At 38.1% G+C, this 13979-nt stretch carries 16 protein-coding genes; 12 read left to right on the plus strand and 4 right to left on the minus strand.

The window, feature by feature from the left end:
- From BANA01_RS02740 to lpdA, 3 genes are all read left to right on the plus strand, one after another.
- The gene (locus BANA01_RS02740) at positions 1 to 978 is read left to right on the plus strand and encodes an alpha-ketoacid dehydrogenase subunit beta (protein ID WP_063251557.1); all 978 of its coding nucleotides are present in this window, start codon (positions 1 to 3) and stop codon (positions 976 to 978) included.
- A gap of 123 nt (positions 979 to 1101) precedes the next feature.
- Complete coding sequence (locus BANA01_RS02745; RefSeq protein ID WP_063251655.1) at positions 1102 to 2430, plus strand: dihydrolipoamide acetyltransferase family protein; 1329 nt, start codon at positions 1102 to 1104, stop codon at positions 2428 to 2430.
- Positions 2431 to 2433: 3 nt separating this feature from the next.
- The gene (gene lpdA, locus BANA01_RS02750) at positions 2434 to 3849 is read left to right on the plus strand and encodes a dihydrolipoyl dehydrogenase (protein WP_063251558.1); all 1416 of its coding nucleotides are present in this window, start codon (positions 2434 to 2436) and stop codon (positions 3847 to 3849) included.
- Positions 3850 to 4257: 408 nt separating this feature from the next.
- Here the strand turns inward: lpdA and BANA01_RS02755 are convergent, their stop codons facing one another.
- A complete protein-coding gene (locus BANA01_RS02755) occupies positions 4258 to 4692 on the minus strand; it encodes a DUF1885 family protein (RefSeq protein ID WP_174524395.1) in 435 nt (144 codons plus the stop codon).
- A 154-nt stretch (positions 4693 to 4846) separates the two neighbouring features.
- Here BANA01_RS02755 and BANA01_RS02760 point away from each other — a divergent pair, with 154 nt between their 5' ends.
- The gene (locus BANA01_RS02760; protein ID WP_063251560.1) at positions 4847 to 5146 is read left to right on the plus strand and encodes a DUF3055 domain-containing protein; all 300 of its coding nucleotides are present in this window, start codon (positions 4847 to 4849) and stop codon (positions 5144 to 5146) included.
- 166 nt (positions 5147 to 5312) lie between these two features.
- Positions 5313 to 5435: a GapA-binding peptide SR1P gene (locus BANA01_RS28995; protein ID WP_082799367.1), complete on the plus strand. Its 123-nt coding sequence runs from the start codon at positions 5313 to 5315 to the stop codon at positions 5433 to 5435.
- 53 nt (positions 5436 to 5488) lie between these two features.
- Here the strand turns inward: BANA01_RS28995 and BANA01_RS02765 are convergent, their stop codons facing one another.
- The gene (locus BANA01_RS02765; RefSeq protein WP_063251561.1) at positions 5489 to 6961 is read right to left on the minus strand and encodes an aminotransferase class I/II-fold pyridoxal phosphate-dependent enzyme; all 1473 of its coding nucleotides are present in this window, start codon (positions 6959 to 6961) and stop codon (positions 5489 to 5491) included.
- Positions 6962 to 7168: 207 nt separating this feature from the next.
- Here BANA01_RS02765 and BANA01_RS02770 point away from each other — a divergent pair, with 207 nt between their 5' ends.
- Together BANA01_RS02770 and BANA01_RS02775 are read left to right on the plus strand one after the other, a co-directional pair.
- On the plus strand, positions 7169 to 8128 hold the full coding sequence (locus tag BANA01_RS02770) for an NAD(P)H-dependent flavin oxidoreductase (RefSeq protein ID WP_063251562.1): 960 nt from the start codon (positions 7169 to 7171) through the stop codon (positions 8126 to 8128).
- A 242-nt stretch (positions 8129 to 8370) separates the two neighbouring features.
- Complete coding sequence (locus BANA01_RS02775; protein ID WP_063251563.1) at positions 8371 to 8643, plus strand: UPF0223 family protein; 273 nt, start codon at positions 8371 to 8373, stop codon at positions 8641 to 8643.
- 33 nt (positions 8644 to 8676) lie between these two features.
- On the opposite strand, the gene BANA01_RS02780 is transcribed toward BANA01_RS02775, so the two are convergent.
- On the minus strand, positions 8677 to 9309 hold the full coding sequence (locus tag BANA01_RS02780) for a YktB family protein (RefSeq protein ID WP_063251564.1): 633 nt from the start codon (positions 9307 to 9309) through the stop codon (positions 8677 to 8679).
- Between the two features lie 181 nt (positions 9310 to 9490).
- Between BANA01_RS02780 and BANA01_RS02785 the strand changes: the two genes are divergently transcribed.
- Positions 9491 to 9685, plus strand: coding sequence for a hypothetical protein (locus BANA01_RS02785; RefSeq protein ID WP_063251565.1), 195 nt, complete (start codon positions 9491 to 9493; stop codon positions 9683 to 9685).
- Between the two features lie 203 nt (positions 9686 to 9888).
- Positions 9889 to 10686 carry an inositol monophosphatase family protein gene (locus tag BANA01_RS02790; protein ID WP_063251566.1) on the plus strand — a complete coding sequence of 266 codons (798 nt, stop codon included), beginning with the start codon at positions 9889 to 9891 and terminating at the stop codon, positions 10684 to 10686.
- A 436-nt stretch (positions 10687 to 11122) separates the two neighbouring features.
- Here BANA01_RS02790 and BANA01_RS02795 read toward each other — a convergent pair whose 3' ends face one another.
- Positions 11123 to 11308: a YlaF family protein gene (locus tag BANA01_RS02795; RefSeq protein WP_063251567.1), complete on the minus strand. Its 186-nt coding sequence runs from the start codon at positions 11306 to 11308 to the stop codon at positions 11123 to 11125.
- Between the two features lie 176 nt (positions 11309 to 11484).
- Here BANA01_RS02795 and typA point away from each other — a divergent pair, with 176 nt between their 5' ends.
- The 3 genes from typA (at position 11485) to BANA01_RS02810 (ending at position 13973) form a co-directional block, all read left to right on the plus strand.
- Entirely contained in the window at positions 11485 to 13323 is a 1839-nt protein-coding gene (typA, locus tag BANA01_RS02800) for a translational GTPase TypA (RefSeq protein ID WP_063251568.1), read from the plus strand.
- Positions 13324 to 13410: 87 nt separating this feature from the next.
- A complete protein-coding gene (locus tag BANA01_RS02805; protein WP_411833508.1) occupies positions 13411 to 13665 on the plus strand; it encodes a YlaH-like family protein in 255 nt (84 codons plus the stop codon).
- Positions 13666 to 13679: 14 nt separating this feature from the next.
- Positions 13680 to 13973, plus strand: coding sequence for a hypothetical protein (locus BANA01_RS02810; RefSeq protein ID WP_063251570.1), 294 nt, complete (start codon positions 13680 to 13682; stop codon positions 13971 to 13973).
- Positions 13974 to 13979: the final 6 nt, after the last annotated feature.

A 13979-nucleotide genomic window follows, 5' to 3' on the forward strand; every position in this document is an offset into this window, starting at 1 on the left:
ATGGCTCAAATGACGATGATTCAAGCAATTACAGATGCAATGCGTGTGGAATTAAAAAATGATCCGAACGTATTAGTTTTCGGTGAAGATGTTGGCGTAAACGGCGGTGTTTTCCGTGCGACAGAAGGATTGCAAAATGAATTCGGCGAGGATCGTGTATTTGATACACCTTTAGCTGAATCTGGAATTGGCGGTTTAGCTGTTGGTCTAGCACTACAAGGCTTCCGCCCAGTACCAGAAATTCAATTCTTTGGTTTTGTTTATGAAGTAATGGATTCCATTTCCGGGCAAGCAGCCCGCCTTCGTTTCCGTACCGGTGGAAAATTCAGTGCGCCAATCACATTCCGTTCACCATTTGGTGGAGGCGTACATACACCAGATATGCACGCAGATAGCTTAGAAGGCTTAATGGCACAACAGCCTGGATTAAAGGTGGTTATCCCATCCACACCCTATGATGCAAAAGGTCTTCTTATCTCAGCAATCCGTGATAATGATCCAGTTATTTTCCTTGAGCATATGAAATTATATCGTTCATTCCGTCAAGAAGTTCCTGAAGGAGAATATACCATTCCACTGGGCAAAGCAGATGTAAAGCGTGAAGGTACGGATCTTTCTATTATTACTTATGGCGCAATGGTACATGAATCTCTAAAAGCTGCAGAAGAGTTAGAAAAGGAAGGGTTCTCTGCAGAAGTAATCGATTTACGTACTGTTAGCCCGCTTGATATTGAAACGATTATTGCATCTGTTGAAAAAACAGGCAGGGCAATTGTTGTTCAAGAAGCTCAAAAGCAAGCTGGTGTGGCAGCAAATGTAGTAGCTGAAATCAACGATCGTGCGATTTTAAGCTTAGAAGCACCAGTATTGCGTGTAGCAGCACCAGACACGATTTACCCATTCCCGCAAGCAGAAGCAGCTTGGCTTCCAAATTATAAAGATGTCATTGAAACAGCGAAAAAAGTTTTAACATTCTAATATAAGTTGGGGAATAGTATAACTGTTTCCCACTTATTTCTTAAAATTGAACGGTAGAAATTTATGCAAAAATAGGAGGATGAATCCCAAGTGAGCGCAACCGCAACCACATTCCAATTTAAAATGCCTGACATTGGTGAAGGTATACATGAAGGCGAGATTGTTAAATGGTTCATAAAGCCAGGTGATAAAGTCCAGGAAGATGATGTACTTTGTGAAATTCAAAATGATAAAGCAGTGGTAGAGATTCCTTCACCTGTTGAAGGTACTGTACTTGATGTTTTAGTAGCTGAAGGAACTGTTGCAACAGTTGGACAGGTGTTAGTTACATTTGATGCGCCTGGTTACGAAAACCTTCAATTCAAAGGCGACGAACATGCTGAAGAAGCACCAAAACAAGAAGCGGCACCAGCGCCAGCTACTGCAGCTGCTCCTGAGGGACAAACAACACCACCGCCAGCACCACCTGCATATGGTATCGGTGTTACAGAACCACAAGTAAATGTTGAAGTAGACCCTAACCGTAAAATCATTGCGATGCCATCAGTTCGTAAATATGCGCGTGATAAAGGTGTGGAAATCACTCAAGTTCCTGGTTCTGGTAAAAACGGACGCATTGTTAAAGCTGATATTGACGCATTCTTAAGCGGCGGAGCACCTGCAGCGGCAACACAAGCGGCAGATACTCAAGCACCTGCAGCTGCTAAGGCAGAGGAAGCACCAAAGGCAGCTCCAATCCCACAAGGAGAATATCCTGAAACACGTGAGAAGATGAGCGGAATCAGAAAGGCTATTGCAAAAGCAATGGTAAATTCAAAACATACTGCACCACACGTAACACTTATGGATGAAATCGATGTAACGAAACTTGTTACTCATCGTAAAAAATTCAAAGAAGTTGCAGCAGCTAAGGGTATCAAGTTAACATTCTTACCTTACATCGTAAAAGCATTAACAAGTGCTTTACGTGAATTCCCTGCTTTAAATACATCACTTGATGACGCAACAAGTGAAATTATCCATAAGCATTACTACAATATTGGAATTGCCGCTGATACTGAAAAAGGTTTATTGGTACCAGTTGTTAAAGATGCTGATCGCAAATCAGTATTCTCAATTTCAAATGAAATCAATGAATTAGCTGGAAAAGCACGTGATGGAAAGCTAGCTCCAAACGAAATGAAAGGTGCTTCTTGTACTATTTCGAATATCGGATCTGCTGGCGGTCAATGGTTTACACCTGTCATTAACCATCCAGAAGTTGCTATCCTTGGTGTTGGCCGTATTGCTGAAAAACCAATCGTACGTGATGGTGAGATTGTGGCAGCTCCTGTATTAGCATTGTCATTAAGCTTTGACCACAGAATGATTGATGGAGCGACTGCTCAAAATGCATTAAATCACATTAAGAGATTATTGAACGATCCAGAACTATTGTTAATGGAGGCGTAACAAATGGTAGTAGGAGATTTTGCAATTGATACTGATACTATAGTCATTGGTGCTGGTCCTGGCGGATACGTGGCTGCGATTCGTGCAGCCCAGCTAGGTCAAAAGGTGACAATAGTAGAAAAAGAATATATTGGCGGCGTTTGTTTAAACGTAGGTTGTATTCCGTCAAAAGCGGTAATTGCTGCTGGACATCGTTACGAAGTAGCAAAACACTCTGATTCATTCGGAATTAAAGCTGAAAATGTAACGGTTGATTTTTCAAAGGTTCAGGAATGGAAAGCTGGAATCGTGAAAAAGTTAACTGGTGGTGTAGAAGGTCTATTAAAAGGGAATAAAGTTGAAATTGTTCGTGGGGAAGCATACTTTGTGGACGGAAATTCACTGCGCGTGATTGGTGAAAATTCTGCGCAAACGTACAATTTCAAAAATGCAATTATTGCTTCAGGTTCTCGACCAATCGAATTGCCGACGTTTAAATACTCAAAACGAGTACTTAACTCAACAGGCGCGTTAAACTTACAAGAACTTCCTGAAAAAATCGTCGTTATTGGCGGCGGAGTTATTGGAATCGAACTTGGCGGTGCCTATGCGAACTTCGGTACACAAGTAACAATCCTTGAAGGTGCAGATGAGATTTTAGGTCTTGGCGTATTTGAGAAGCAAATGGCTGCGCTTGTTAAGAAAACGATGAAGAAAAAAGGCGCTGAATTCTATACAAAAGCTATGGCTAAAGGTGTAGAAGAAACTGAAAATGGTGTAGTTGTTACATTTGAAGTTAAAGGCGAAGAAAAGAAAATTGAAGCGGATTACGTATTTGTTATGGTTGGCCGTCGTCCAAATACTGATGAAATGGGTCTTGAACAAGTTGGTGTGAAGCTTACAGACCGTGGTCTAATCGAGATTGACAATCAGTGCCGTACAAGTGTTTCTAACATTTATGCGATTGGTGATGTTGTCGCAGGTCCTCAATTAGCACATAAGGCTTCTTACGAAGGTAAGATAGCAGCAGAGGCAATTGGCGGTCATAACGCTGTAATTGACTACCTAGGTATCCCTGCAGTAGTTTTCTCTGATCCAGAACTAGCAAGCGTAGGTTATACTGAAGCGCAAGCTAAACAAGAAGGAATCGATGTTAATTCAGCGAAATTCCCATTTGCAGCAAATGGTCGTGCTTTATCATTAGATAGTGCAGATGGATTTGTTAAGTTAGTTTCACGCAAAGAAGATGGTGTCTTAATCGGTGCACAAATTGCGGGTGCCAGCGCATCAGACATGATTGCGGAACTAGGGTTGGCAATCGAAGCAGGGATGACAGTCGAAGATTTAGCTTTGACTATCCATGCACATCCAACATTAGGTGAAATCACCATGGAAGCTGCTGAGGTAGCACTTGGTACGCCAATTCACGTTTTAAAATAGAAAAAAGTAAAGTCCCTTCCATATTTTTATGGAAAGGACTTCTTTTTTTGCTAAAAAATAAATTATCTTCAAGTTTTATTCATATATTTAAAACACTACTAGCACTTAGAACAAGATTTAGAGTGGTGATATATGATGCGAATTTACGTTATTATGATATTGCAATTAATGATATGGAGTGCTTTTACTCTCATCGAATGGTTATCGAAGCATGATCAACTGCTATATAAGGTTATAATGTTTTTTGTGTTTTTTTACTTAGCTTTTGTACTTTGCAATCGAGTGACACAATCAACTGCCAAAACCCTTTTTATAACATCTCTGAGCCTCATGATTTATTCTTCTATTCATTATACGCTTGCCTTAATAACGCATTAAAAAAACTCCCATAATGGGAGTTGAGTGGTGTTACTTTCTTGGATAATAATACATGATTCGTTCATTGAAAAGGTGTAATTCACCTTTTAATTTTTTTGCTAAAAATTTACAAAATTCATTTGCTTTTCCTTTATCACCGAACGTAGATTGTTCTGGAAGAGTGACTTGTATGTATGTTTGAATTCTCTCTGTACCATCTTCGTCACGGACCATTTCTTGATCAATTCCAAATAATATAGCATAATACCGTTCATTTGATGATTGCAAATAAAACCATTTTCCTTTGCCATCATTTTTTTCTTTGATTTCGTAAGGAAAGGCAGAGTCACCATATTCCCAATCGACTTGATTCCCTGTTTTGCTCGTAATATCTTTATAATAAGTTAAGAGTTCTTTTACTTCTTCTACCGTAATTGTTTGTTGTGCAGATGAAGGCACTAGTTTAATAAATGCGTTTTCAGCCATCATCATCCCCCCTAGTCCCATTGATATCTCTTTTATTCTAGCATTGTAAAAACCATGATGACAACATTTAGTCACACAAATATCATTTGTTATTAGTTAATAAATAAATTATAATAATATTCTAAATACTTATTTTATTTGAAGGAGGAATCATATGGAGTTATTTGATAAGCTCTATGATGAGCACGAAAATGTAAAAGTCAGATTTATTGGTTTTACTACAGAACATACCCGCTATGATTTTGGAATTATTTACACGAACATGTTTTTTGGTAAACCCCTTGTTGTCTGCATGCAAACCGGTCGTTCCACTCTCCTCGATCCGAAAGAAATTGAAGATATTGAATACCTTCAAAATGCTTTCCGGATCCCAGATAAACAGCAAGCTGCAGATTTAGCTGAGTTCTTCAAAGAAACCCTCCCGCAAATCCCATTTGTTACCCAATATGAATAGTTGGACAGAAAAAGACCTATTATAGGTCTTTTTTATATGAAAAAAAATTAAATGTGACATACAATTTAGGCTTGAAAAATTAAATGTGTTATATTATTATTAAATTAACAACAATAAAACGTTTCCAATGTAGCACATTTCATAATGAAAAGGGGATTGAAAAAAGATGGGTACAATCGTTTGCCAAGCTTGCGACTCAACAATTGATCATTTTGAAGATGAAAAAGTAACAGTTCTCTATTCTAGATGTAATTGTTGCGATGATCACAATACCGAAGAAACACGTTAATTTATCTATATTTAAAAATTAAAAACAGGATTCCTCATAGGAATCCTGTATTTTTATTTTATAGCCTTATATTCTTTAATTACACGTATGGTTTTAATTTCCTCATCCTCAGGTCCTTGAACAGGTAACCCAGCTTCCAGGTTCTCGCGAATATAATGTAAATTTTCTTTTGTAATAATTTCGCCAGGAATGAAAATTGGAATCCCTGGAGGATACACCATAATAAATTCTGCAATAATTCTTCCTTCTGATTCTTCAAAAGGAATAACCTCTGTTTCGGCATAAAAGGCGTCTCTTGGTGTTAAAGCGAGAACAGGAATATCAGGAAGCAGCACCGGCTTCGGTTCCGGCTTTTCGTTCCTATGCTCACGTTCGTCAGCAAGCTCTTTTAACGCTTTTACTAAAATATCTGCTTCATTATCTGTGTCGCCAAGTGTTACGATACAAAGAATGTTGTATAAGTCAGACATTTCTACTTCAATATTATGTCTTTCTCTTAACCACATTTCAACCTCATAACCAGTTAAGCCTAATTCTTTTACAGAAATGATCAATTTTGTTGGGTCATAATCGAAAGTTGCCTTTGATCCTAAAATTTCTTCCCCAATACAATGTAAATGATCAATTTCATTAATTCTCTTTCGAATGGATTGGGCAAGGTTAATGGTCTTGTCAATTAATTCTTTACCTCTTGTAGCCAATTGCTTACGAGCAACATCTAGGGAAGCAAGTAATAAATAGGATGTTGAGGTGGTTGTAAGCATACTAAGAATTGCTTGAACATGCTTAGCAGAAACAAGCCCCTCTCTTACATTTAGAATAGAGCTTTGTGTCATCGATCCGCCAAGTTTATGAACGCTTGTTGCAGCCATATCAGCACCAGCCTGCATGGCGGAGAGAGGCAAGTCATCATGAAAATGAATATGAACTCCATGCGCTTCATCAACAAGAACTGGAACATTATGAGAATGGGCAATTTCAACAATCTTTTTCAAATCTGCGGATATTCCAAAATAAGTTGGATTAATGACTAAGACCGCTTTTGCATCCGGATGCTGTTTTAGTGCTTTTTCAACGGAATCAGTTGTAATACCATGGGAAATTCCTAAATCCTCATCTATTTCTGGGTGAATAAACACTGGAATGGCACCCGAAAAGACAATGGCAGACATAACGGATTTATGCACATTTCTTGGGACAATAATTTTATCCTCTGGCCCACAAACCGCCATGATCATAGCAATAATGGCGCCGCTGGTTCCTTGTACTGAGAAAAAAGTTCGATCCGCACCGAAGGCTTCAGCAGCTAAGTCTTGCGCTTGTTTAATCATCCCTTTTGGCTGGTGCAGGTCATCGAGTGGACCAATATTTATTAGGTCTATTGATAAGGCGTTATCGCCAATGAAATTACGAAAATCAGGATCTATTCCTACCCCTTTTTTATGTCCAGGAATATGGAATTGAACCGGATTTTTCTGTGCATGTTCTAATAAACCGCTAAATAACGGTGTTTGGTTTTGAGACAATTTATTTCCACACCTCTTTATATGCAAAATGCTTTTAATATCATTACAAAACAAATGAATTATAGCACTAATAGCATGACTTGCATAGATTTTTATGTTGTAAATAAACACTTTTTCGTGTGTGTGTTATGTTAGTTTCTCATTAAAACAGGGAAATTAACCTTTAAAGTAGAAATAAGAAGGTAACATAATGAGGAGGGGTTTTCGATGAATTGGCAAACGCGTGTCACTGAACTGCTTAATATCCAATATCCAATTATTCAGGGTGGCTTAGCTTATCTAGCTTATTCAGAACTAGCTGCAGCTGTTTCAAACGCAGGTGGTCTTGGGCAGATTACAGCGATGTCTCTTGAGAGTCCGGCTAAACTACGGGAAGAAATAAGAAAAGTAAAAGAGCTGACAAATAAACCGTTCGGCGTGAATTACGCAATTGGACAGCATAATAGACCTTTTAAAGAAATGCTTCAAGTAGCTATTGATGAAGACGTACCGGTTGTCTCTATGACTGGCGGTAATCCGGCGCCAATTTTTGAACAGTTAAAAGGAACACCGATAAAAAAATTAGTTCTTGTAGCCGCTAGAAGGCAGGCAGAAAAGGCTGAAGAATTAGGTGCAGATGCAGTCATGGTAGTGGGGCAGGAAGGCGGCGGTCATCTTGGCAGGGATGATATTGGAACGATGGTATTAATCCCTCAAGTGGTGGATGCAGTTTCTATTCCAGTAATAGCGTCTGGTGGAATTGGCGATGGAAGAGGTCTAATGGCAGCTCTTAGCTTAGGTGCAGAAGGAATAGAGATGGGAACTCGTTTTATTGCCACAAAAGAATGTGTACATGCAAATGACCTTTATAAGAATAGACTTATCGAAGGCACAGAAGCAAATACGGTTGTCATCAAGCGAACTCTTGGGGCACCAGCACGAGCAATCTCAAATTCTTGGACCAATAAAATACTCGAGCTCGAGAAAGAATTCGGACATTACGAACAATTAAAGAATTATATTAGCGGCCAGGCAAACAAGCGATATATTTATGATGGAGTAGAAGATGAAGGTTTTGCATGGGCAGGACAGGTAATGGGACTCATCAAAGATATACCAACCGTAGCCGAATTATTCAATCGAATGATCAAAGACGCAGAACAAATTCGTGTAAAATGGGCAAAATAAAGGTATTATACATATAGGTAAGGCTGTGTTAGAGTGTACTAGTGCTTTAAGCAGGGGAGACCCCGCAGGCGCTTAAGCGCCGAGGAGGCTCCCCCGGACCGCCCGCGGAAAGCGAAGTGCCTCGGACAGGCAAAGGACAGCCTGTCCTTGTGGTGATTAATCGAAGAAGCATTCCTTAGTGGAGCGGAAATCAACAGTCTAATATACACAGCCACAAAGAAATATAGTTAGCAGGTGAATATATGGAATACCAATACCCTATTGATTATCATTGGACAACAGATGAAATTGTTGACGTAATTAAATTTTACGAAGCAATAGAAAGAGCCTATGAAAAAGGAATTGACCGTGATGAATTAATGACGATTTATCGTCGTTTCAAGGAAATTGTTCCTTCTAAAGCAGAAGAAAAAACAATCTGTGGTGAATTTGAGGACATCAGCGGATATTCTTCCTATAAGACGATAACAAAGGCTAAAAATGCCTCACCAGGTGAAAAAATCTTAATAAAATAAAGAAGAAAACTCCGAACAAAGTTCAGGAGTTTTTTATTTGCTATTAAGAGCAATCTTATATAAAGGTGCTACTTTGTTAAAGACAGATTCCACTTGCTGCAGGAATTCTTCGTTGCTTAAATTAAGAACCTCTTCTCGTGTCATTTCATATCCGCATAAAATTTCTGCTTTTTTTATATTTTCCAGCCGGTCAAACATGCCTTTTAAATCCTCTTTTGATAGTTGTCCGTGTGGTACTGATACAGGTTTTGTATGATCTAAAGACCATACAAAGTCTTTTGGAATCTCTTTATAGATCTTGTTTAATTTTTTTGTAAATCTTACTGCAAATTCTTGTTTATGTGGCGCTTCATAGATAACAGCAAACCAGATAAATAAATGAGTATTCCACAGCCCAATTTGAAAATGAGGAAGCATTTTATAACCACGCGGATTATCTGCAAAAGCAACCCATGTATCTTTGGGAGGGTTTATCGTCCGTCTTGCGTGCTTTGCTACATGAACATGCATTTCATCACCGGTCAGGGTAGTTAAGGTTGGTGCGAAATAATGTCCTAGATATTCTAACTTTGGCCGAATTTTTTCTTTTAAAGCCTCCATTCGTGCTTCTAATCCATCTATTTGAAATACATCGAAATCTTCGTTATTAAAGCCTTTAAAGTCCATTTGCAAAACCTCCATGTGAAGACATTTGTCATTTATTGTAGCATACCAGCGAAACTTCTTGAAACTAACTGCTTATATGGGTTAACGCACATATTTGTTGCAACCTTACATGGTGGCTCATATTATATTACTAAAAATAAGTCTGAAAAATTAAATAACAAGTGAAAGGAGAAAAGCTAAAATGAAACAATTGATGAATACTTCACTAAAAAAGGTTGGCGAGAAAGAAAGATTAGCTTATTTACGCTTAGAAATGGATTATGAGCTGGCAACATTATTTGAAGCCATTGAAGAAAAAAATGAAAAAAAGATGAAGGAATGTAAACAGAAGTTAGAAAAGATTCGCCAAGAGTTATTAAAACTAAAAGCTCTTTGATAATTTGTTTTCAAAGGGGATACCATTTAGAATGAAAATAAAGAATTTCATATTCATATTATAAAACGAACTCTGTGTAAGTAAGTAGAGAGTTCGTTTATTGTTTTGTACATAAAAATAAAGGTGTTAAAAGTTGTAGGCTTACATAAATTTGATTAAGCTAATGATATGTACATAGAGGATTGAAAAATTGGAGGTATAAAATGGACTGGGAGTACATTGATCTTCAGGCTAAGCAATGGGTAATGGAAGCTGGTGATAAAATTAGGGATTCATTTTCTGAAACGTTAAATATCCAAACCAAATCCAATCCTAATGATTTAGTGACTAACATAGATAAAGAAATTGAACAATTCTTTATTCATAAAATCAGAATAACGTTCCCAAACCATAGAATTTTGGGTGAAGAAGGGTTAGGAGATAAAGTAAACAATCTTGATGGTGTTGTTTGGATTATCGACCCGATTGATGGAACGATGAATTTTATTCATCAACAGCGAAATTTTGCTATATCTCTAGGTGTTTATGAAAATGGAATAGGCAAAGTTGGGATTATTTATGATGTAGCACACGATGAATTATATCACGCTATAGCAGGCAAAGGTGCATTTATGAATGACACCGAGCTGCCTATTTTAAACAAAGTAACATTAAAGGAAGCGATTATCGCCCTCAATGCAACGTGGGTAATGGAGAATCACAGAATTGACCATAACTTGCTTATACCACTTGTTAAAGAGGCACGAGGGACGAGATCATACGGAACAGCTGCTCTTGAAATGGTTTTCGTGGCAACAGGTAGAGTAGATGCATATATTTCAATGAGGCTGTCACCTTGGGATGTAGCTGCTGGAGCAGTTATTATTGAGGAGTTAGGCGGTGTTGTAACCAATTTACGAGGAAATAAGTTGGATTTCCTTTCAAATGATTCATTGCTTGTGGCCAAACAAGGGTTGCACCAAACCATCATTAATGATTATCTCAAAGAAGGTAAATGGTAAAAAAGAAGCCTGCGCGGGCTTCTAGATTGTCGAGAAAGGTATCTTTCTCGGCAATTTTTTACCTTTATGTGCTTTGAGGACGAATTGCATAAGCAGCGAGCAAGGATTTGTCATTTATACAGAATCTTGAGGAAAAATCGAGTGAGCACCAAGCAGGGATTTGTCCTCAATAAAGGGTCTGGTCTTAAGGACAAATCGAGTGAGAACAAGCAAGGATTTGTCCTCAATAAAGGGTCTTGAGGACAAATCGAGTGAGAACAAGCAAGGATTTGTCCTCAATAAAGGGTCTTAAGGACAAATCGAGTGAGTACAAGTAAGGATTTGTCCTTAATACAGGGTCTTGAGGCAAATAGTACTGGAACCTTTTTAATCATAGTTAAAATAAAGGCTGTCGAGACTTTCTCGACAGCCTGAGAAGCCTGCGCGGGCTTCTTTTTTACAGTTGGCCATTTGCTCTATATTTTGCTTTTGTTTTAAATCCGAAGCCCATTACAACAATTAATACAAGGATACTGCCAATAACCCCTAAAATACTTTTTTCACCAATGGCGACTCCTATCCCCATAATACTAGCTGCTGCCAGTACAGCAAAAACAATAAACACCCATTTAATTTGCTTCATTATGCTAGTCCCCTTTATAAAAAAAAAATAAGATATTATGCCGTGATATTTCACATAGTTTTATTCTACATAAAATGCAGTTAGCTTTCCACCATAAATGTGGTATAATACTTTAGTTGTATATGGGAAACTATAAATAGCTAAAATTTTTTGAAATAGAGGCAGGAGTGAATCATTTGAATTTAAGAGAAGATATTCGCAATATAGCAATCATCGCGCACGTTGACCACGGGAAAACAACCTTGGTTGACCAATTATTAAAGCAATCTGGAACATTTCGTTCAAATGAGCACGTTGAAGAACGTGCAATGGATTCAAATGATCTGGAAAGAGAACGTGGAATAACGATTCTCGCTAAAAACACAGCGATTCAATATAAGGATACACGTATCAATATTTTGGACACACCAGGACATGCTGACTTTGGCGGCGAAGTTGAACGTATCATGAAAATGGTTGATGGAGTATTACTGGTTGTTGACGCATACGAAGGTACCATGCCACAAACACGCTTTGTACTAAAAAAGGCATTAGAACAAAATTTAACTCCAATTGTTGTTGTTAATAAAATTGACCGTGATTTTGCCCGTCCAGTAGAAGTAATTGATGAAGTAATTGATTTGTTTATTGAATTAGGTGCTAACGAAGACCAGCTTGAGTTCCCAGTCATTTTTGCTTCTGCAATAAATGGAACAGCAAGCACTGACCATGAAAAACAGGATGAAAACATGCAATGTTTATATGATGCGATTGTTGAACACATCCCAGCACCAATTGATAATCGCGATGAGCCATTACAATTCCAAGTTGCTCTGTTAGACTATAATGATTATGTAGGAAGAATTGGAATAGGGCGTGTTTTCCGTGGTACCATGAAAGTTGGGCAACAGGTTGCATTAATGAAAATCGACGGTTCCGTTAAACAATTCCGTGTAACGAAAATCTTTGGTTTCTTCGGTTTAAAACGTCAAGAAGTTCAAGAGGCTGTAGCCGGAGACTTAATTGCTGTTTCTGGTATGGAAGACATCAATGTAGGTGAAACGGTTTGCCCAGTAGAGCACCAAGAAGCATTGCCAATTCTAAGAATTGATGAACCAACGCTGCAAATGACATTTGTCGTAAATAACAGCCCATTTGCAGGTAGAGAAGGTAAGTACCTAACTTCTAGAAAGATTGAAGAAAGATTACACGCTCAGCTGCAAACAGATGTAAGTTTACGTGTTGAAAATACAGATTCACCAGATGCTTGGATTGTATCAGGCCGTGGTGAGCTTCATTTATCCATCCTAATCGAAAACATGCGCCGTGAAGGTTATGAGCTTCAAGTTTCAAAGCCTGAAGTTATTGTAAAAGAAATTGATGGTGTTCGCTGTGAACCAATCGAAAGAGTTCAAATTGATGTACCTGAAGAGCATACAGGTTCGATAATGGAATCAATTGGTGCACGCAAAGGTGAAATGATTGATATGATTAATAATGGCTCTGGTCAAGTACGATTAATCTTTAATGTCCCAGCGCGTGGACTAATAGGCTACACCACAGAATTCTTAACAATGACTCGCGGTTATGGAATTATTAATCACACATTTGACAGCTACCAGCCAATGCTTCAAGGTCAAGTGGGAGGAAGACGTCAAGGTGTGCTAGTATCAATGGAATCAGGAAAAGCTTCTACTTATGGTATTATGAATGTTGAGGACCGTGGTACAATTTTTGTTGAGCCTGGTACTGAAATATACGAAGGTATGATTGTAGGCGAACACACTCGCGAAAATGATATTACCGTTAATATCACAAAAGTGAAACAGGCAACTAATATTCGTTCTGCAAATAAGGATCAAACATCAGTAATTAAGAAACCAAGAATAATGACACTTGAAGAGTCATTAGAATACCTAAACGATGACGAATACTGTGAAGTAACACCGGAATCCATTCGTTTACGTAAGAAAATTCTTGATAAAAACGAACGTGAAAGAATGGCTAAAAAGAAAAAAGTTGCAGAATTAAGCTAATATCTCTTCGGGGGAGGTTTTCGTGTGAATATAGCGGATCGGCTTTCTTTTTTCCCAGCGCTCTATAATGTTACCGAAAATCCCAAAATGGGGATGTGGCTGCTATATATTACAATAGTAGCCCTATCCATTTTGGTTTATAAACTTGGCTTTGCTCAAAAGCTGCCAATCGGAAAATCAATAATGATTTATATCTTTTTAGCAGCAGGTTGTACGATTCTTACAGCATTAGGAATATTCCTGCCAATAACAGAGGGTCTAGTGGTTGCAGCCTTAATATTAATCATTTACAAAATTCGCTTACACCAGTCGAAAAAAGCTGCAGAGTTTGAGGCAAAGTAACGGGGGAGAGTAACATGAGATCGGTGCAGGATGCGCTTTATAATTGGCTTTCGATAAAGGTAGTATGCGATGCTCGTCCTCTGGATACGGCAGCGCGAGAAACGTTAGACCTTTTTAATGAGATTATTAAGGATGAACATCATTTAACTGATATTGAAATAACAACGGATGAAGTAATGTATTATGTTTCTTTTACCCATGAAGGTGAAACGAAAAAGACTCGGTTTCCTCGTGACCTTATTGAAGTGATGCTCAACCAAATCAATCAAGAGCCGGATAAGTATTGTAATTTTCCATTTGAAGATTAAAAAAAT

This window comes from Neobacillus niacini NBRC 15566 (assembly GCF_001591505.1).
GTDB classification, from domain to species: Bacteria; Bacillota; Bacilli; order Bacillales; family Cytobacillaceae; genus Neobacillus; species Neobacillus niacini.